Here is an 18821-nt window from a genome sequence, read left to right as displayed (position 1 = left end):
CCATTTAACACGCCGGAACGCACACAAGCCCGCGATCGTGCAGTGTAAACGCCACAGTGGGCTTCACCATGGCGCCAGCGGCGATGGGTTCATTCGGGCCACCACTAGATCGGGTTCTTCTGCCGCACCCCGATGCGAGTTGACAGCGTCACGCTCTCTCACTCTCAGATCCATCCCTCGTCCCATGCCCGCTGCACGGCCTCTTGACGGGTGGACACGTGCAACTTGGCCAGGGCCGAGGAGACGTAGTTCCGGACGGTCCCCGGTGCGAGATGCAGGGCCGCAGCCGCGTCCGCGAGAGTGGGCTGCTGCGCGGATTCACGCAGCACGTCCAGTTCCCGGTCACTCAGAGGGCATGCGGAGCCCGATAGCGCACTCGCGGCGATTTCTGGATCCACGTACCGCTTGCCGGCCGCGATGTCCCGCACCACCTGGGCCAGCTTCTCGGAGGGCGTGGACTTGGGGAGGAACCCGGACACGCCCGCAGACAGGGTGCGGCGCAGTACTCCGGGGCGGGCGTGGCGCGTGACCATGAGGATGCGGGTGTCCACCGAGCTCACGATGCGCTGCGCCGTGTCCACGCCATCCGTGGGCGGCATCTCCAGGTCCAGGATGCACACAGTGGGGGAGTGCTGCTGAGCCGCCCGTAGAGCCTCGGCCCCGTCTGCGACATCGGCCACCACGTCGAAGTCGTCCTCGAGGCGCAGCAGGGCAGCAAGGGCCCCACGGATCAGGTGCTCGTCGTCCGCGAGAAGAATCGTGATCTGCTCGTCATTCATGGTCGTCTCGTGTCATGGGCACGCGCGCGGTCAGGGTGAAACCGGCGTGCGCGGGATCGAAGGTGTACGTGAGCGTGCCTCCCAGCGCCGACAGTCGTTCACGCAGCCCCGCCAATCCGTTCCCGGTGGAGGCGTCCGGCGTGGATTCCGAGGACGGGGACGCGCCGTCGTTGTGGATGACGAGTTCGAGATGAGCGCCCCCGCCCGGCAGGCGTCGGCGCCGTGCGGCACGACCGGTGGGTGCGGCGTCGTCGTCACGACCCGTGGACGAGATCAAACGCAGCGAGATCCGCGCGGAGGAGGCGTGGGAGTGCCGCAGGATATTGGTCGTGCCCTCCCGCACAACGAGGCCCAGCACATGGCTCGTGACGGTGTCACCGCGGCCGTCCTCGGTGGAGTCGGGGAAGGGTCGTGAGCGACCGGCCCAGGTCCGCAGCATCGGGGGCAGGTCCACGTCCGTGTGGATCCCGGCCGCGCCGAGAACGGAGGACGCGTTCTCGAGCTCGTCCAGGAGAGTGGTGGAGCGATAACCCTGGACCAGGGAGCGTGTGTCACGCAGGACTTCCTGCGCGCCTGCGTGAGCCGCGAGGACCTGCTCGCGGGCGGCGTCGTACTGCTGTTTGCCGAGCAGGCGGGCCGCGAGATCCGTGGTGAGGCTGATGACCTGCAGGTGATGCCCCTGGACGTCGTGCAGGTCCGCCGCGAAGCGCAGCCGCTCGTTCGCGATGGCCAGGTCCGCGGCACGGAGCTGAGCGGCCTCGAGCTGTAGCATGACGCCCCAGACCCACAACGAGGAGGGGATGGCGAGCAGGACGATCCCCGCGTACTGGATGGTCATGGCGACGTCCATCGCGGTCGGGTTCATCACCCCCATGGCCCAACAGACCAAGAGGTACACGGGCGGGATCGCAGCGGCCACGAGGAACAACCAGCGCCAGCGGTGCTCGGGCTGCAGGCCGGCCGTCATGACCACGACGGCCAGGGGGAGTGCGGCGTAAACCCCTCGGGGGCCGACGCTCGCCGCGAGAACGGCGCACACAATCCCCAGGATCGCAGCCACACCCATGAAAGGAGTCAACACGGCCGCCCGACTCACACCCCGACGAATCCGCAACAGCCCTGCGGCCCAGCACAGCAGGCTCGTCACGCCGATGATCCCCGTCGTGACGTACGCGGCCGCCGATGGCCTGAACGCGATGGCCGCGAAGTTCAGGAAGAACACGTAGAGCAGGATGCCCACCAGCGTGAGGTAGGTGCTCCACCACACCAGGCTCATGTTCCGGCGTTGCCGCGCGAGGTCGAGCTCGTGCTGTTCTGCGCCGTGGACCGGCGCGGACGTAGGGATCGCCGACATGCCTCCACCCTAGGGGCCGGGTGATCCGGATATGACACGTGTCATGTGGGCTGATGACATCCGTGGCCAAGGTGATGACGCGGGCTCACTGCCGCGAACGGTCCCCGCGCGGAAGAGTGGTGGGCAGAAGGGCACGACAGCCCGAACACACGTCCACAGCGCGGCGCTCAAGCACCCGCCGGAGGAGAGGAAGAACGCCATGCGGTGGTTGCAGGAGAATGTGGAGGCCGCGGGGCAGACCGTTCAGGCCCTGTTCCTGATGCTGGGCGGGGCGATCCCGTTCATCGAGTCCTACGGGGCCTCGGCGGTGGGGGTCATCGCGGGGATCCATCCCGTGATGGCGGTGCTCTTCGCCGTGATCGGCAACATCGTCTCCATGACCCTGTTGGTCCTGTTCGCGGAGCGGGTCCGGAAGTTCTTCACGCGCAATCGGGACGAGCGCAAGGAGCCGAGCAAACGTCAGCAGCGTTTCGTGAGGATGTTCGAGAAGTACGGGGTAGCCGGGGTGTCAATCCTGGGTCAGGCCGTGCTGCCCAGTCAGATCACCTCGTCCATGATGGCCGGGGCTGGCGTGGCCAAGGGGAAGATCATCTTCTGGCAGTGCATCTCGATCGTGCTGTGGGGTGTCCTGTTCGCCGGCCTCGCCTCGGCGGGACTCTCCGTGATCACCGGGGTCTCCTGAGCGGGTGCTCCCTGAGCGGGCCACCCGTACCGGCACCCGGCCACGAGATGACGACGGCGCGTCGCACAGTGCGACGCGCCGTCGTGATGGATCGCAGGTGCGGGCTGCGAGGCCCGCACGAGATGGTCAGACGGTCGACTCCGCGGGGGCGTCACGCAGGCGCCCGCTCTTGTCCTTGAGCATGCGGTCCATGACGGCGGCGATGGCGCCGTCGCCGGTGACGTTACATGCGGTGCCGAACGAGTCAATGGCCACGTAGGTGGCGATCATGAGCCCCACGGCGGTCTCGTCGAAGCCCAGGGTGGACTGCAGGATGCCGACCGCGGCCATGATCGCGCCGCCGGGGACACCGGGCGCGGCGACCATGGTCACGCCCAGCAGCAGGATGAACCCGATGTACTGCCACGTGTTGATGGGCATCCCCGAGATGGTCATGATCGCCAGGGAGAACAGCACGATCTTCATCGTGGACCCGGAGAGGTGGATCGTGGCGCACAGGGGAATGGTGAACCCGGCGACGCGCTCGTCCACGCCGTTGCGCTTGGTACATTCCAAGGTCACGGGGATGGTCGCCGCGGACGATGACGTGCCCAGCGCCGTGGCGTACGCCGGGAGCATGTTCTTGAGCATCACGAACGGGTTGCGCTTGGCCACGAGGCCCGCCACGCAGTACTGGATGATCAGGATCACCACGGTCATGATGAACGCCAGGATCACCACGCGCAGGAAGGTGGAGATCACCAGGACGATCTGCCCGTTCATGGTGAGGCTCAGGAACATGCCGAAGATGTAGACGGGCAACAGCGGGATGATGATCTTCTCCACGATCCGCATCACGATCGTGCGCAGCTCCCCGAACCCGCGGTGCAGGGAGTTGCCCTTGACGAACGTGATCCCCACGCCGATGCAGAAGGCCAGGATGAGAGCTGTCATCACGTCGAACACGGGTGGCATGGTGATGTCGAAGAACCCGCTCAGGGCGTGGTCCTCCGGGTTCTCCAGCCCGTTGACGGACCTGTCACCGCCCAGCAGCCACGGGTAGCTCGCCTTGGCCACGAGGAACGCCAGGAGACCGGCGAAAATGGTGGACCCGTACGCGATGGCCGCCGTCACGGCCAACCACTTGCCCGCGCCCCGCCCCAGATCCGCAATGGCCGGTGTCACGAGGCCCACGATGATCAGGGGGATCAGAAACCCCAGGAACTGGCTGAAGATGCCGTTGAAGGTTATGAACACCCGTGCGAGCCATTCCGGGAAGAAGAGGCCGAAGACGACGCCCATGACGATGGCCACGAGGACCCGCAGAAGCAGGTTTTTGGAGAGGGATCTCAAACGCATGCTTCATTATGTACGGCGCCCACCCTCCTGCGGTTCACTCCGCGCGCGGATCATCCCGCCGCGTCCCGTTCGAGTGCCGCGAGCGGCCCGTCCATGGCGTTGGGAGTGCTCCGCGCACCGTTTGTAGAATGCTCTTCGAGAACATCCGGCGGTGCCAGATCCCGCCCCCGCACCATGGCCGCAGGCCGCAGTAGGAGACACCCCTTGAGCGAATCTGAACAGCACGGTTCCCACGATCGTTCCGATCGTCGACGCAGCGGGGGTGACCGCGGCGGCCGGTGGGGCCGTGACGAGCGCGGTTCATCCCGCGGTGGGGGAGACCGCCGGTTCTCCCGGGGCGACGACGATCGTCGGGGCACGGATCGCCGTGGCTCCGCTCGCTCCTCGTACCGTGGGGGCTCGGGGGGCCGTCCCGGAGATCGGGACGGTTTCGGCGGCCGAGGCGGCAGCGGACGCCGTTCATCCGGCGACGACGCTCGCAGCGGCTACCGGGGCCGGGACGAGCGGGCGGGGATTTACGGCGGGCGCGGTGATGAGCGCAGGAATGATGACCGGCGAGGCGGCTACCGCCGTGACGACGATCGACGCGGTCCGCGCGACGGCGCTCGTGGTGAGGAACGGGGCGGCTACGGGCGTCGGGACGAGCGTGGTGACCGGGACCGTCGTGAGGGCGGCTATGGACGTCGGGACGACCGTCGTGATGGTGGTTTTGGGCGACGTGATGATCGCGGGGACCGGGATCGCCGGGACGGGGGCTTCGCGGGCCGGGGCGGTGACCGGGCTCGCCAGGGCGGCGGGCGCGGCTTCGGAGCGCGCGACGAGCGCCGCGACTACCGTGACGACCGGCGCGGTGACGCACGTGGCCCCGAGCGCGATGACCGCCGAGATGCCCAGCCGCGGTTCGTGGCCCCGGACATCGACGCGGACGTCACGGGTCGGGAAATCGACCGGACCGTGCGCCGGGAACTGCAGGCCCTCGAGGCGAGCAATGCCGAGCGGGTGTCCAAACACCTCGTGATGGCGGCGCGCTATCTCGACGACGATCCCGAATTCGCCCTTGAACACGCCAACGCCGCCGTGCGTAAGGCGGGGCGGATCGGCGCTGTGCGCGAGGTTGCCGGGATCGCGGCGTATGCGGCCGGTGACTACGCGCTCGCCCTGAAGGAGTTGCGCACCCACCGGCGGATCTCCGGTTCGCAGGCACACCTGCCGCTCATGGTGGACGCCCAGCGTGCCCTGGGCCGCGTGGACAAGGCCATGGAAGAGGCCATCTCGGATGCCGCTGATGCGCTGGACGCCGAGGGCAAGGCCGAGCTCGCCATGGTCGTGTCCGGGATCCACGCCGACGCCGGTGACGAACAGGCCGCGCTCGCGGCGCTCGAGATCCCCCAGCTCGACAAGAACCGCGGGTTCTCCTACAGCCCCAAACTTTTCCGCGCGTACGCGGACGCCCTGCGCGCGGTGGGTCGCGACAGCGAGGCCATGTCGTGGGATCGCCAGGCCATCGTCGCGGAGGCGGCGCTGGGCATGGGCCAGTTCTCCGAGCCCGAAATCGTGGACCTGGGTGACGACTTAGACGAGGACGACGCTCGGCGCACCGTCCGGGAGGCCCAGAAGCGACACAGCGCGGACCGCCCCAGTGATGACGCCCCCGAAGTGAGCACGGACTCCGACGAGGAGGCGGCCCCTGCGCGGGAGGAGACAGCGCCGTCGGACGACGCGGCCGCTCCGGGTGACGCGTCAGCCGACAACCACGCACCCGCCGAGAGCGCCGACGGCGAGCACGGGACGGACACCGGTCATGACCGCAACTGATCCCGCCCGCGAGGAGGGGAGCGAGGACGCGACGCTCATCGAACGGTTCGACGCCTTGCTGTGCGATCTGGACGGTGTGGTCTACGCGGGACCGCACGCGATCGACGGCGCCCCGGAGAGCCTCAAGCGAGTGAAGGACTCGGGGCGCGCGGTGATGTACGTGACCAACAACGCATCCCGATCCCCCGAAGCGGTGGCCGAGCACATCTCGTCCCTCGGCGCTCCCGCTCGGACGCAGGACGTGGTGAGTTCCGCCCAGGCGGCCGCGGCTTTGCTGGCGGAGCGACTCCCGCGGTCGGCGAAAGTGTTGATCACGGGGGCGCAGGCGCTCGCGGACGAGATCCGCGCCGTGGGATTGACCCCCGTGACCTCCCAGGACGAGCAACCGGAGGCCGTGGTGCAGGGCTTCGACCCGCACATCGGATGGGAGCACCTCGCCGAGGCCGCCTTCACCCTCGCGGACGACGCCGTGCTGTGGTGCGCGACCAACACCGACCGCACCATCCCCAAGGAACGGGGGATCGCCCCCGGCAACGGGACGCTCGTGGCCGCTGTTGCCGCGGCGTCGGGCCGGGAACCCGTGGTCGCGGGCAAACCCGAGGCCCCCATCTTCCGCGAGGCGGCCGAGCGCGTCGGCGCCCGCAACCCCGCAGTCGTGGGGGACCGGCTGGACACCGACATCCTCGGGGCCAACAACGCGGGCATGCCCGGGATCGAGGTGTTCACGGGGGTGGACTCGCCGCGTTCGGTGCTCGCCGCGTGCACGTCCCAGCGCCCCACCTACCTCCTGGGGAACCTGCGTGAGCTGTTCGAGCCGTATCCCCGGGTGGACGTCACGCACGACGGCGACCGGTTCCGCGCGCGGTGCCGCGAGGCCGTCGCGGAGACCGACAGCATCGCCGTGACGGTCACCGCGCCTCGCGACAGCCTGGACGGCTGGCGCGCTGCGTGCGCCGCGTGGTGGGCCGCCCATCCCGACGTCGACGTCGCTCACGAACCGTCGCTGACGTGGCAGGACCCCGCGTGAACGAGGAACACCCCGAGCCCCCGCACACCGGCCTGGACCCCGTGGACCGCGTGCTCGCGCGTGAAGCAAACATCGCCGCGCTCCCCGTCACGGAACAGGCGGCGGCGTACGAGGTCCTGCACGAGGAACTGGAGCGGATCCTCAACGCGTCGCCGGGTTCGTTGCCCGCCGGGCTCATCGACTCCGTGACGGAGCCTGGGTCGGACGCCGCGGGGGAGCGGGAGCACCCGTGAACGATCGGCTCGACCGGGCGCTGACCGCGCGCGGTCTCGCCCGGTCCCGCACCGTGGCCGCCGCTCTGATCAAGGCCGGGCGCGTGAGTGTGAACGGGTCCGCGGCCACGAAACCCTCCGCCGTGGTCACCTCGGAGGCTACGCTCGAGGTCGCGGCAGCCGAGGGCGAGGAGTACGTGAGCCGCGCCGGGCACAAACTGGCCGGCGCGCTCGAACGATTCCCGGACGTGTACCCCGCGGGCAAGCGCTGTCTGGATGCGGGGGCGTCCACCGGAGGGTTCACGGACGTCCTGTTGCGCCGTGGTGCGCGCGAGGTCGTGGCGGTGGACGTGGGGCACGACCAATTGGTCCCCGAACTGCGCGCGGACCCCCGCGTCCGGGTCCACGAGGGGCTCAACGTGCGCTACCTGGATTCCGCCGAGATCGGCGGCCCCGCCCAACTGACAGTGTGCGACCTCTCCTTCATCTCCCTGACCCTCGTGGTCCCTGCGCTCGCGGCGGCCACGGAGCGTGGAGGGGACCTGTTGCTCATGGTCAAACCCCAGTTCGAGGTGGGGGCGCACGCGCTGTCCCGCACCGGCGTCGTGACGTCCGACGCCGCGCGGGAAGCGGCGGTGGAGCGCGTACGGGCGTGCGCGCGCGACGTCGGGCTCGAGGTCCTCGGCACGGTGCCCAGTCCGCTGCCGGGCCAGGACGGCAACGAGGAGTTCTTCGTGTGGTGCCGCAGCCCGAAGCACTGACCGCGTCGGGGCGCTCGCGTAGTGTTGGCTGAGTCAGCCCACCGTGGGAGTCGATCGCAGGAGGATGGTCTTCAGCTCGTGAGCCGGAAAATCTTGGTGATGACCCACACGGGGCGGCACGAGGCCAAGGAAGCGGCCCGCCAGTCCTGCGAACAACTGCACGACGCCGGGCTCGTACCTGTCCTCTGCCGCCCGGACCTCGAGGCCCTGCGTGCGGACGGGTCGGACATGGCACCCGTGGAGATCCTCGAGGAGGACGTGGCGCTGCGCGAGATCGAGATCGTCATGGTGCTCGGCGGTGACGGCTCCATCCTGCGCGCGGCGGAACTGGTGCGCGGAGTGGACACCCCTCTGCTGGGCGTCAATCTGGGTCACGTGGGCTTCCTCGCCGAGTCCGAGCGTTCCGCGCTGAGCGAGACCGTGGAGGCCATCGTCGACGGTCGCTACACGGTGGAGCGGCGCATGGCCCTGGACATCACCGTGTGGGAGCAGCGCCGAAAAGTCCTGCACACGTGGGCGCTCAACGAGGCCTCCGTGGAAAAGGGCAACCGGGAGAAGATGATCGAGGTCGTCACAGAGGTGGACCGCAGGCCGCTGTCCACGTTCGGGTGCGACGGCGTGGTCATGGCCACCCCCACCGGCTCCACGGCCTACGCGTTCTCCGCGGGTGGTCCCGTGGTCTGGCCGGAGGTCGAGGCCCTGCTCATGGTCCCGCTGTCCGCCCATGCCCTGTTCTCCCGCCCCCTCGTGATCTCCCCGCGCTCCATGATGGCCGTGGAGGTGCTCACCCGCACGGATGCCCGCGGTGTCCTGTGGTGCGACGGACGGCGAACCGTGGACCTGCCCCCGGGATCGCGCATCGAGGTGCGGCGGTCCGAGAAGTCCGTGAACCTGGCCCGCATGCACGCGACCCCGTTCTCCGAACGCCTCGTCAAGAAGTTCGAACTGCCGATCGCCGGATGGCGTGGCCCCATGCCCAAGGAACAGCTCGAGGCCCTCACCTCGGCCCTGTCTGTCGTGCAGCCCACCACCAAGGTGGTCGCTCAGGACGAGGAACAAGTCAAGCTCAGCGTGGGCCGGGAGATCCCGCACCACAACGACGCGCCCTGGCTCGATGGCGGCTCCTCGACCGGTGAGCGGACCGGCGACCGACCGGACGGGACCTCCCGGTCATGATCGAGGAGATCCACATCCACGACCTCGGCGTCATCACGGACGCCGTCCTGCCACTGGGCCCCGGATTGTCGATCCTCTCGGGTGAGACCGGCGCGGGGAAGACCATGGTGGTCACCGCGCTCGGCATGCTGCTCGGCAACCGCGCGGACGCCGGATCCGTGCGCTCGGGCAGCACCAAGGCGCTAGCGGAAGCCACCGTGCGGGTGCCGTCGGACCACGCCGCTGTGGCGCTCGTGGAGGAATCCGGTGGTGCGGTGGACAGCGAGACGGTCAATGGCACCGAGGAGTCCCTGGTCCTGCTCTCCCGCACCGTCTCGGCCGAGGGGCGCAGCCGCGCCCATGTGGGCGGCCGTTCCGCACCGGTGGGCACGCTCGGCGCCGTCGGTGAGACCCTCGTGGCCGTCCACGGGCAGTCCGACCAGCTACGCCTGAAGTCCCCGGCGGCCCAGCGCACGGCGCTCGACGACTACGCCGGTGCGGACGTTGCCGAGGAGCTCGCCACCTACCGCGGCAAACTCGCGCGCTACCGGGAGGTCGTGGCCACGTTGCGCGCGGCCAAGGAAAATTCCCGCGAACGAGCGCTGCAGGCCCAGGCGTTGACCACCGCGCTCGAGGAGATCGACGCCGTGGAGCCCGTTCCGGGCGAGGACGCCCAGTTGGACGCGGAGAGCGAGAAGCTCACTAACCTCGAGGCCCTGCGCGGTGCGGCATTGTCCGCCCACGGGGCCCTGAGCGGATCCGACGCGGACGACGAACCGGACCTCAACGCCGTCGCCCTGCTGTCCCACGCGCAACAGGCGATCGACCTCGTGGCGGAGTCCGACCCCGAACTCGTGGCCCTAGCCACCCGAGTGCGGGAGCTGACCGTGGTCGCCGCCGACGTCGCCGCGGACCTCTCGGGATACGCGAGCGGTCTGGACGAGGACGGCCCCGCGCGGCTCGCCGAGGTCGAGGCCCGCCGCAGTGCCCTGCGCGCGCTGACCAAGAAGTACGGTGCGAGCATCGACGAAGTGCTGTCCTGGGCGGACGAGGCCCGGACCCGGCTCGAGGGGCTCGTGGTGGACCCCCAACGCGAGGAACAACTGCGCGCGGAGGGCGAGAGCCTGCATGCGGCCCTCGTGAAGCACGCGACCAGGCTGTTGGAGCTGCGACGGGTGGCCGCCAAGAAACTCGCGGGCGCCGTGAGCGAGGAACTGAGCGCGCTGGCCATGCCCAACGCGTCCCTCGTGGTGGCGGTGGAACCCTCCGAGCGCTTCACGGACGACGGCAGGGACACGATCGAGTTCATGCTCGCGCCCCACCCGCAGGCCACACCCCGCCCGCTCGGCAAGGGTGCCTCCGGTGGTGAGCTCTCGCGCATCATGCTCGCGCTCGAGGTGGTGCTCTCCGAGGTGGACCCCGTGCCTACGTTCGTGTTCGATGAAGTCGATTCCGGTGTGGGCGGCAAGGCTGCCGTAGAGATCGGCCGGCGGCTGAAGATGCTCGCCAAGAACGTGCAGGTGCTCGTGGTGACCCACCTTCCCCAGGTCGCTGCGTTCGCGGATCAGCACATCCTGGTGACCAAGTCCTCGGACTCGAGCGTCTCGGACGTGAAAGTGCTCACGGACGAGGAACGCGTGGTGGAGCTGGCCCGCATGCTCGCGGGCCACGAGGACTCCAGTGCGGCCCGCGAACACGCGCGAGAACTCATGCGGGACGCTACCGCATGACCGACGACCCCCAACGCCCCGACGAGACACGAATGGTAGGCTCGAATCCCGTGGTGAATGCTCAGGACGCCGCCCACGAGGCAGGCACAGAAAAGAACGACGGCAAGGTGACCCGGCAGATCTTCGTCACGGGAGGTGTGGCCTCGTCCCTCGGCAAGGGGCTCACCGCGTCCTCACTCGGAATGCTTCTGCGTTCGCGCGGCCTGTCCGTGACCATGCAGAAATTGGATCCGTACCTCAACGTGGATCCCGGAACCATGAACCCCTTCCAGCACGGTGAGGTCTTCGTCACGGACGACGGCGCCGAGACGGACCTGGACATCGGTCACTACGAGCGCTTCCTGGACGAGAACCTGGACGCCTCCGCGAACGTGACCACCGGTCAGGTGTACTCCACGGTGATCGCCAAAGAACGCCGCGGCGAGTACCTGGGTGACACCGTGCAGGTCATCCCGCACATCACGGACGAGCTCAAGCGCCGGATGCGCCGCCGCGCCGAGGACGAAAACGCCCCGGACATCATCATCACCGAGATCGGCGGCACGGTCGGTGACATCGAGTCCCAGCCCTTCATCGAGGCCGCGCGCCAGGTGCGCCAGGACGTGGGTCGGCGCAATGTGTTCTACCTGCACGTGTCCCTGATCCCGTTCATCGGCCCGTCCGGTGAGCTCAAGACCAAGCCCACCCAGCACTCCGTGGCCTCGCTGCGCGGTCTGGGCATCCAGCCCGACGCCCTCGTGCTGCGCTGCGACCGGGACGTCCCGGACGCGATGCTGCGCAAGATCGGTGCCGCGTGCGACGTGGACCTGGACGCCGTGATCTCGTGCGCGGACGCCCCCAGCATCTACGACATTCCCAACACCCTGCACAGCCAGGGTCTGGACACCTACATCCTGGACTACCTGGGTCTGGACTACCAGGACGCCGATCTACGGCAGTGGTCCCGGCTGCTCACCGCGGTGCACGAGCCCGAGCACCACGTGACGGTCGCGCTCGTGGGCAAGTACATCGACCTCCCGGACGCGTACCTGTCCGTGTCCGAGGCGCTACGGGCCGGTGGATTCGCGAACAACGCCCGCGTGCACATCAAGTGGGTCGCCTCCGACCTGTGCGACACCCCAGAGGGCGCCCAGCGCGAACTCGGTGACGTGGACGCCGTCCTGATCCCCGGGGGCTTCGGCATCCGCGGGCTCGAGGGCAAGCTCGGCGCCCTGCGCTGGTCCCGTGAGCACAAGGTGCCCACCCTGGGGCTGTGCCTCGGGTTGCAGTGCATGGTCATCGAGTACGCGCGCGACGTCGTGGGCCTGCCCAACGCCTCCTCCACCGAGTTCGACCCGGACACGGACACTCCCGTGATCGCGACCATGGAGGAGCAGAAGCAGTTCGTGGAGGGCGCCGGTGACCTGGGCGGCACCATGCGTCTGGGCCTGTACCCCGCCGCGCTGGCCGAGGGTTCCGTGGTGGCCGAGGCCTACGGTGCCACGGAGGTCTCCGAGCGTCACCGCCACCGCTACGAGGTCAACAACGCGTACCGCGACGCCCTCTCGGAGGCCGGGCTGCGGATCTCGGGCACGTCCCCGGAGGGCACGCTCGTGGAATTCGTGGAGCTGCCCCGTGAGGAGCACCCCTACTACGTGGCCACGCAGGCACACCCCGAGCTGGCCTCCCGCCCGACCCGTCCGCACCCGCTGTTCGACGGCCTCGTCAAGGCCGCTCTCGAGCGCCGGGGCGTCCAGGCCAAGGGCTGAGCCGTGGAGTACACGAGCATCACCGCCGAGCAGCTGACGGATCGCCCGGATCCGCACACCGTCACGGATTCGCGGACCGTCTACGACGGCGCCATCTGGGACGTGCGCAGTGAGTCCTTCCGCATGGCGGGCCAGGAAGAACCGCTGACCCGGGAGTTCATCACGCACCCGGGGGCGGTGTCCGTGGTCGTGCTGGACGAGAAGGAACGGATCCTGCTCATCAACCAGTACCGCCACCCCGTGCGCAAGCGGATGTGGGAGATCCCAGCGGGGCTGCTCGACGTGTCCGGGGAACCCGCGCTGCAGGCGGCCCAGCGCGAGCTGGGCGAGGAAGCGGATCTCACGGCCCGGACCTGGCACACGCTCGTGGACTTCGACAACTCGCCGGGCTCCTCGGCGGAGGCCAACCGGATCTTCTTGGCCCGTGACCTGAGCGAGGTCCCCGAGTCCGAGCGGTTCGAACGCGAGGGCGAGGAGGCGGAGATCGTGGCTGGTTTCGCGGACCTCGACGACGCCGTGGCCGCGGTCATGGCCGGGCGGATCACGTCCCCTACGGCCACGCTCGGCATCCTCGCCACGCACATCGCGCGGTCCCGGGACTGGGCCACGCTGCGCGCACCGGACGCCGAATGGACCTCGCGGCCGCGGCACGAGGGGTGAACGACTCCCTCGAGCCGCACGGTCCCATCACCGAACCACTGCCGATCGTGGACGGGGGACCGAGGGCGGGTGCGGCGCCGTCGGACTCGACGACCGAGGCGGAGGCCGCACCGGAACTGCGGCGGGCCGTGGCGCGTTACCTGGACCACCTCGTGGTCGAGCGCGGACTCGCAGCGAACACCGTGAGCGCGTACCGCCGGGACCTCGCGCGCTACCTGCAGCACCTCACGGCGACCGCCGCGCACGTGCGCGTGCCCAGGGACATCACGGCCGATCACGTGCGGGCGTTCGTGCGGAGCATCCGCGAGGGCGACGCCGGCCACCCGGCGCTGTCCGCGCGCAGCAGTGCGCGGGTGCTCGCGGCGGTGCGGGGGGCCCACGCGTTCTGGGTCACGGAGTCGAGCGTGGACACGGACGTCGCGTCCCGCGTGAGCCCGCCCATGCCGCCGCAGCGGCTGCCCAAGGCCATCGGCGTCACGGAGGTCGAGAACCTCCTGGCCGCCCCGGACCCGGACACACCCGCGGGACTGCGGGCCCGGGCGTTCCTCGAACTGCTGTACGCCACGGGTGCGCGTATCTCCGAGGCCGTCGCGCTGGATGTGGACGACCTCGCCGGTCTGCACGATGAGGACCTCGCCCTGATCCGTGTGACGGGCAAGGGCGCCAAGCAACGGCTCGTGCCCGTGGGATCGTTCGCCGTGGCGGCCCTGGACCGCTACCTTGTCCGGGCCCGCCCCGAGTTGGCGCGGCACGGTCGGGGGAGCCCGGCGGTGTTCCTCAATGCTCGCGGCACGCGGATCTCGCGGCAAACGGCGTGGAACATGGTCAAGGACGCCGCGCGCACGATCCACCAGGAGGAGCGGATCACGCCGCACACGCTGCGCCACTCGTTCGCCACGCACCTGCTCGAGGGCGGCGCGGACCTGCGGGTCGTGCAGGAACTGCTGGGTCACGCCTCCCTGGCCACGACCCAGATCTACACGCGCGTGTCCGTGGAGTCCCTGCGCGAGGTCTACGCGACGTCCCACCCGCGAGCGCGCTGAGCCGGCAGCGTCGGGGCCGCGCACTGAGCCGACCACGTCGGGAGCCGCAGCACACGGAGTGGGTGACGTTCCGCCCGCACACCGAGCCGGCGACGTCGCCCGCCGCACCGCCCGGAGCCCGGGACCTCCCGCGCGTGGGCGCCGGGCCCGCGAGGGGCGGGGAGCGGCGTCGTCGGCTGTTCGCCCATAGGCCGACCGCGCGTCACGCGCAGCATCTATCGTGGCCTCATGCGAACCGTCATGCATCGTCCGGCCCTGCTCACCGCCCTGTTGGCCGCGCTGCTGCTCGTGGGCGGCATGGTACCGGCCCACGCCGGGGCGGGGATCGACAACGAGTACCGCGCCCTGCCGAATCCCGGCGCATGGTTGGGCAAGCCCACGTCCGCCGAACGCTGTGGCCTGCGGGACCGCGGCTGCTATCGGCAGTACCAGAAGGGCACGATCCACTGGACGTCCACGACCGGTGCGCGGGCCCAGCGCGGCGGGATCCTGGCGAAGTGGCGCGCGGAGGGTTCCGAGCACGGGGCCCTGGGGTACCCCGTGACGCGTGAGACCTGCACGGGTGGCACGTGCGAGGTCCGCTACCAGCGCGGCCGCATCACCTGGACCGCCCAGGGAGGAGCGCGGGTGCACCGGGACATCGACGATGCCCGCAGCGTGTCCGTGGTCGTGAACAAGAAACGCCCGCTGTCCCCGCGCACCTACGCCCCGGCTCCGTTACGTTCGGTGGGCGGGGGAGTCCTGCTACGGGACGACGCTGCAGCGGCCTACCAGCGCATGAGCCGTGCCGCGGCCGCACAGGGGGTCACGCTGGTCCCGGTGAGCGGGTACCGCGACTACGACACCCAAGCGCGCCTCTACCGCGAGTACACGGCCCTGTACGGACAGGCCACCGCCGACACCATTTCCGCGCGGGCCGGTCACTCCGAACATCAGACCGGCCTCGCGATCGACGTGGGCACCCCCGGGGCCACCTGCGGTCTGCTCCCGTGCTTCGGCAACACCCCACAGGGGAAGTGGATCGCCGCGAACGGGCACACCTACGGGTTCGTGGTGCGCTACCCCAACGGGCACACCGCAACCACCGGGTACGCCTACGAACCGTGGCACCTGCGCTACGTGGGCACCGCCACGGCCACGAGTTTGAAGAACAGCGGGTCCGCGACGGTGGAGTCCTACATGGGTCTGCCGCGGGCCCCGAAGTACTGACGACGGCCCGCCACCTCTCACGTGTGAAGGGGCGGCGGGCCGTCGTGGTGTGCCAAGCTCAGGACAGGTGACGCTCGTCCGGGCCGCTGTAGTCCGAGAGCGGGCGGATCAGCGAGTTGTTTGCGCGTTGCTCCATGATGTGCGCGGTCCAGCCCACGATCCGCGCGGCCACGAAGATGGGCGTGAACGCGGGGATGTCGAACCCCATGAGCCAGTACGTGGGGCCCGCGGGATAGTCCAAGTTGGGCTTGATGGACTTGGCCTCGTCCATGGACTTGGCCAGACCGTTGTAGAGCCCAAGGACCTCGGGCCGGTCGTAGTGCTTGAGCATGCGGAACAGGGCGTCCTGCATGGTGGGCACGCGCGAGTCACCGTGCTTGTACACGCGGTGGCCGAAGCCCATGACCTTCTTCTTCTCCGCGAGCGCCTGGTCCATCCACTCCTTGGCGCGCTTCTCCGCTTCCTCGGCGGATTCGTCCTTGCGGATCCCGAGCTCCTCGAACGTGTGCATCACGGCCTCGTTGGCGCCGCCGTGCAGGGGGCCCTTGAGGGCGCCGATGGCCCCGGTCACTGCCGAGTGCAGGTCCGCGAGCGTGGAGGTGATCACGCGCGCCGTGAAGGTGGAGGCGTTGAACGAGTGTTCCGCGTACAGGATGATCGACACCCGGAACGCGTCCACGACCTCCGGGGCGGGTTCCTCGCCGAAGGCCATCCACAGGAAGTTCTGGGAGTAATCGAGGTCCTCACGGGGATCCACGAGGTCCTGGCCGTGACGGCGGCGCTGGTCGTAGCACACCACGGCGGGCATGACGGCGAACAGTTCCTGGGCCTTGCGCAGCTCCGCCTCGGGGGAGTTGTCCTCTGCCTGCGGGTGCTGCGCGCCGATCACCGAGGCGGCGGTGCGGCACACGTCCATGGGGTGGCACGTGGTGGGCAGCTCGTCGATGACGCGCTTGAGCTCGGGCGTCAGCGCGCGGTGGGAACGCTCCAGCTTTTGGAACGCGGTGAGCTCGTCCTCGGACGGCAGCTCGCCGTTCCACAACAGCAGCGCCACCTGTTCCGCGGAACAGTTCTGCGCGAGTTCCTGCACCGGGTAGCCCCGGTAGAGCAGCGAGTTGGTCTCTGCATTGACCTTGGACACGGCGGTGGTGTCAGCCACCACCCCGGCGAGTCCTTTGTGGATCTCGGTATCGGCCACGGTGATCTCCTTCGACGATCGGGCTCGTGCACGGACTGAGTGTTCCCACCACACCACACTTGGCGTGGTGGGAACAGAGGGGTTCAGGCGTCCGGGGTCTCGGGGACCTCGAAATTGAACACCCCGGAATCGAACTGGTTGTACCCGTTGTAGTCCACGAGTTCGTACAGCCGCTTACGGGTGAGCATGTTCTCTACCTGCGCCTGCTGGGTGCCGTCCTCCCGGATGGTGGTGAGCAGGCGTTCCATGGCGCCGAGGGCCTGGCGCTGCAGGGACACGGGGTAGATGATCATGGACACCCCTGCACCGTGCAGTTGCTGCGTGGTGAACAGCTGGGACTTGCCGAATTCGGTCATGTTGGCCAGGATCGGCACGTCCAGGGCCTCAGCCATGCGCTCGAACTCCGAGAGGTCCGCCATGGCCTCGGGGAAGATCACGTCCGCGCCGGCGTCGGCGAGGGCCTTGGCCCGGTCGATCGCGGCATCCAGTCCGTCCACACCGCGCAGGTCCGTGCGGGCCATGACCACGAAGTTCGGGTCCCGGCGGGCTTCTACGGCGGCCTTGATCCGCTTGGTGGCCGTGGCGGTGTCCACCACGTTCTTCCCGTCCAGGTGGCCGCAGCGCTTGGGATTGAACTGGTCCTCGATGTGGCAACCGGCCAGGCCGGCGTCCTCGAGTTCCTGGACGGTGCGGGCAACGTTCATGGGCTCACCGAATCCGGTGTCCGCGTCCACGAGGCACGGCAGGTCCGTGCTGCGCGCGATCTGACCGGCGCGCGTGGCCACCTCGGTCAGGGTCGTGAGACCGATGTCCGGCAGGCCCAGTTCGTTGGCGAGCACGCCGCCGGAGATGTAGACGCCCTCGAAGCCCTGCTCCTGGATGAGCTTGGTGGACAGGGGCGTGAACGCTCCGGGGAAACGGGCGATCTCCGGGGCCGTGAGCAGTTCGCGGAACCGTTCGCGCTTCTCGGCCGGGGTCACGGTGGTGTACAGCATGATCAGAAGATTCCCTTCGCTGAGGTCTCCAGCTCCACGGCGGCCGTGATGTTCAGCTGCCCGAGCTCCCCGGCACCCAGTTCGGGGACGCGCTGGACCGCGTCCAGGAACCGCTCGATCTCCTCCGGGGCCACGATGCCCTCGGCCAGGGTACGGAACTTGGTGATGTACTGTTCCCGCGCGAACGGGCGGGCACCGAGCGGGTGGGCGTCCGCCACGGCGATCTGGTCCGTGATCACGGTGCCGTCCGCGAGGGTGATCTCCACGGAACCGCCGAACGCCTTCTCGGAGATGTCCAGGGAGTGGTACCGGCGGGTCCACTCCGGGTCCTCCTGCGTGGTGACCTTGTGCCACAGCTCCACGGTGTCCTGGCGGGCCGCACGCTCGGGGGCGTAGGAGTCCACGTGGTGCCACGCGCCGTCCTGCAGGGCCACGGTGAAGATGTACGGGATCGAGTGGTCAAGAGTCTCACGCGACGCCGTGGGATCGTACTTCTGGGGGTCGTTGGCCCCGGAACCGATCACGTAGTGGGTGTGGTGCGAGGACTTGATGAGCACCGAGGCCACGTTGGCGGGGTCGGTGACCTCCGGGTGCTCGCGGTGCAGCTTGCGCGCCAGGTCGATCCACGCCTGGGCCTGGTACTCCGCCGAGTGCTCCTTGGTGTACGTGTCCAGGATCGCGCGCTTGGGCTCACCCGGGGCCGGCAGGGGCACCGTGTAGCGGGCCTCCGGGCCCGAGAGCAGCCACGCGATCACGCCGTCCTCGCCCTCGTAGATAGGGGTCGGGGAGGTCTGCCCGCGCATCGCGCGGTCCACGGCCTCGACCGCCATCTTCCCGGCGAAGGCGGGCGCGTGGGCCTTCCACGTGGAGATCTCGCCCTTGCGGGACTGCCGGGTCTGGGTGGTCGTGTGCAGTGCCTGACCGATCGCCTGGAAGATGGTCTCGGTGTCCAGACCGAGCAGCGTGCCGATGCCCGCGGCGGCGGACGGACCGATGTGCGCAATGTGGTCGATCTTGTGCTCGTGCAGGCACATGCCCTTGACCAGGTCCACCTGGATCTCGTACCCGGTGGCGATCGCGCGCACGAGGTCCTCGCCCGAGCTGCCCACGTGCTG

18 protein-coding genes are annotated in these 18821 nt (G+C 69.3%); 11 read left to right on the top strand and 7 right to left on the bottom strand.

Translation table 11 applies throughout. The features are described 5' to 3' along the window. Positions 1 to 164: 164 nt before the first annotated feature. Together B3I25_RS01765 and B3I25_RS01760 are read right to left on the bottom strand one after the other, a co-directional pair. Positions 165 to 779, bottom strand: a complete 615-nt coding sequence (locus B3I25_RS01765) for a response regulator transcription factor (RefSeq protein WP_098055176.1) — start codon at positions 777 to 779, stop codon at positions 165 to 167. Beyond that, entirely contained in the window at positions 772 to 2133 is a 1362-nt protein-coding gene (locus B3I25_RS01760) for a sensor histidine kinase (RefSeq protein ID WP_286737625.1), read from the bottom strand. Before B3I25_RS01760 ends, B3I25_RS01765 begins: the two co-directional genes overlap by 8 nt. 199 nt (positions 2134 to 2332) lie before the next feature. Here B3I25_RS01760 and B3I25_RS01755 point away from each other — a divergent pair, with 199 nt between their 5' ends. Continuing rightward, on the top strand, positions 2333 to 2815 hold the full coding sequence (locus tag B3I25_RS01755; RefSeq protein ID WP_286737624.1) for a small multi-drug export protein: 483 nt from the start codon (positions 2333 to 2335) through the stop codon (positions 2813 to 2815). A 126-nt stretch (positions 2816 to 2941) separates the two neighbouring features. Here B3I25_RS01755 and B3I25_RS01750 read toward each other — a convergent pair whose 3' ends face one another. Both B3I25_RS01750 and B3I25_RS01745 read right to left on the bottom strand, forming a co-directional pair. Next, positions 2942 to 4153, bottom strand: a complete 1212-nt coding sequence (locus tag B3I25_RS01750) for a dicarboxylate/amino acid:cation symporter (RefSeq protein ID WP_064845386.1) — start codon at positions 4151 to 4153, stop codon at positions 2942 to 2944. Between the two features lie 459 nt (positions 4154 to 4612). After that, the gene (locus B3I25_RS01745; protein ID WP_193519359.1) at positions 4613 to 5218 is read right to left on the bottom strand and encodes a hypothetical protein; all 606 of its coding nucleotides are present in this window, start codon (positions 5216 to 5218) and stop codon (positions 4613 to 4615) included. On the opposite strand from B3I25_RS01745, the gene B3I25_RS01740 reads away from it, so the two are divergent. The 10 genes from B3I25_RS01740 to B3I25_RS01695 all read left to right on the top strand — a co-directional run bounded on the left by B3I25_RS01740 (position 5171) and on the right by B3I25_RS01695 (position 15513). Beyond that, entirely contained in the window at positions 5171 to 5968 is a 798-nt protein-coding gene (locus B3I25_RS01740; RefSeq protein ID WP_193519360.1) for a hypothetical protein, read from the top strand. The two genes, B3I25_RS01745 and B3I25_RS01740, sit on opposite strands and share 48 nt — an antisense overlap. Next, positions 5955 to 6995: an HAD-IIA family hydrolase gene (locus B3I25_RS01735; protein WP_064845385.1), complete on the top strand. Its 1041-nt coding sequence runs from the start codon at positions 5955 to 5957 to the stop codon at positions 6993 to 6995. Before B3I25_RS01740 ends, B3I25_RS01735 begins: the two co-directional genes overlap by 14 nt. Further along, on the top strand, positions 6992 to 7228 hold the full coding sequence (locus tag B3I25_RS01730) for a hypothetical protein (protein ID WP_064845384.1): 237 nt from the start codon (positions 6992 to 6994) through the stop codon (positions 7226 to 7228). The genes B3I25_RS01735 and B3I25_RS01730 overlap by 4 nt, the downstream gene beginning before the upstream one ends. Next, positions 7225 to 7968, top strand: a complete 744-nt coding sequence (locus tag B3I25_RS01725; RefSeq protein WP_286737623.1) for a TlyA family RNA methyltransferase — start codon at positions 7225 to 7227, stop codon at positions 7966 to 7968. The genes B3I25_RS01730 and B3I25_RS01725 overlap by 4 nt, the downstream gene beginning before the upstream one ends. Before the next feature lie 78 nt (positions 7969 to 8046). After that, positions 8047 to 9144, top strand: a complete 1098-nt coding sequence (locus B3I25_RS01720) for an NAD kinase (RefSeq protein ID WP_064845382.1) — start codon at positions 8047 to 8049, stop codon at positions 9142 to 9144. After that, complete coding sequence (gene recN / locus B3I25_RS01715; protein WP_064845381.1) at positions 9141 to 10853, top strand: DNA repair protein RecN; 1713 nt, start codon at positions 9141 to 9143, stop codon at positions 10851 to 10853. The genes B3I25_RS01720 and recN overlap by 4 nt, the downstream gene beginning before the upstream one ends. Positions 10854 to 10885: 32 nt before the next feature. Then, positions 10886 to 12601: a CTP synthase gene (locus B3I25_RS01710; RefSeq protein WP_064845380.1), complete on the top strand. Its 1716-nt coding sequence runs from the start codon at positions 10886 to 10888 to the stop codon at positions 12599 to 12601. A 3-nt stretch (positions 12602 to 12604) separates the two neighbouring features. Beyond that, on the top strand, positions 12605 to 13261 hold the full coding sequence (locus tag B3I25_RS01705) for an NUDIX domain-containing protein (RefSeq protein WP_286737622.1): 657 nt from the start codon (positions 12605 to 12607) through the stop codon (positions 13259 to 13261). Beyond that, entirely contained in the window at positions 13258 to 14304 is a 1047-nt protein-coding gene (locus tag B3I25_RS01700) for a site-specific tyrosine recombinase XerD (protein WP_286737621.1), read from the top strand. The genes B3I25_RS01705 and B3I25_RS01700 overlap by 4 nt, the downstream gene beginning before the upstream one ends. Before the next feature lie 228 nt (positions 14305 to 14532). Further along, complete coding sequence (locus B3I25_RS01695) at positions 14533 to 15513, top strand: D-alanyl-D-alanine carboxypeptidase family protein (RefSeq protein ID WP_286737619.1); 981 nt, start codon at positions 14533 to 14535, stop codon at positions 15511 to 15513. 58 nt (positions 15514 to 15571) lie between these two features. Here B3I25_RS01695 and B3I25_RS01690 read toward each other — a convergent pair whose 3' ends face one another. The 3 genes from B3I25_RS01690 to B3I25_RS01680 all read right to left on the bottom strand — a co-directional run. After that, positions 15572 to 16711 (bottom strand): bifunctional 2-methylcitrate synthase/citrate synthase, encoded by a 1140-nt coding sequence (locus B3I25_RS01690; protein WP_286737618.1) that lies wholly within the window; start codon positions 16709 to 16711, stop codon positions 15572 to 15574. Positions 16712 to 16794: 83 nt separating this feature from the next. Further along, positions 16795 to 17706, bottom strand: coding sequence for a methylisocitrate lyase (gene prpB, locus B3I25_RS01685; RefSeq protein ID WP_286737617.1), 912 nt, complete (start codon positions 17704 to 17706; stop codon positions 16795 to 16797). 2 nt (positions 17707 to 17708) lie between these two features. Further along, a partial coding sequence (locus B3I25_RS01680; RefSeq protein WP_286737616.1) for an MmgE/PrpD family protein occupies positions 17709 to 18821 on the bottom strand: 1113 nt, incomplete at its 5' end.

Source organism: Kocuria sp. UBA1838 (assembly GCF_002338785.1).
Lineage (GTDB): Bacteria > Actinomycetota > Actinomycetes > Actinomycetales > Micrococcaceae > Kocuria > Kocuria marina.
The sequence above is the reverse complement of the archived record's forward strand: the minus strand, read 5'-3'. Positions and strand labels throughout refer to the sequence as shown.

Coding starts and splice junctions, on each gene's coding strand:
- B3I25_RS01765 (WP_098055176.1), bottom strand. CDS start 779: ATGAATGACGAGCAGATCACGATTCTTCTCGCGGACGACGAGCACCTG.
- B3I25_RS01760 (WP_286737625.1), bottom strand. CDS start 2,133: ATGTCGGCGATCCCTACGTCCGCGCCGGTCCACGGCGCAGAACAGCAC.
- B3I25_RS01755 (WP_286737624.1), top strand. CDS start 2,333: ATGCGGTGGTTGCAGGAGAATGTGGAGGCCGCGGGGCAGACCGTTCAG.
- B3I25_RS01750 (WP_064845386.1), bottom strand. CDS start 4,153: ATGCGTTTGAGATCCCTCTCCAAAAACCTGCTTCTGCGGGTCCTCGTG.
- B3I25_RS01740 (WP_193519360.1), top strand. CDS start 5,171: ATGGCGGCGCGCTATCTCGACGACGATCCCGAATTCGCCCTTGAACAC.
- B3I25_RS01735 (WP_064845385.1), top strand. CDS start 5,955: ATGACCGCAACTGATCCCGCCCGCGAGGAGGGGAGCGAGGACGCGACG.
- recN (WP_064845381.1), top strand. CDS start 9,141: ATGATCGAGGAGATCCACATCCACGACCTCGGCGTCATCACGGACGCC.
- B3I25_RS01710 (WP_064845380.1), top strand. CDS start 10,886: ATGGTAGGCTCGAATCCCGTGGTGAATGCTCAGGACGCCGCCCACGAG.
- B3I25_RS01695 (WP_286737619.1), top strand. CDS start 14,533: ATGCGAACCGTCATGCATCGTCCGGCCCTGCTCACCGCCCTGTTGGCC.
- prpB (WP_286737617.1), bottom strand. CDS start 17,706: ATGCTGTACACCACCGTGACCCCGGCCGAGAAGCGCGAACGGTTCCGC.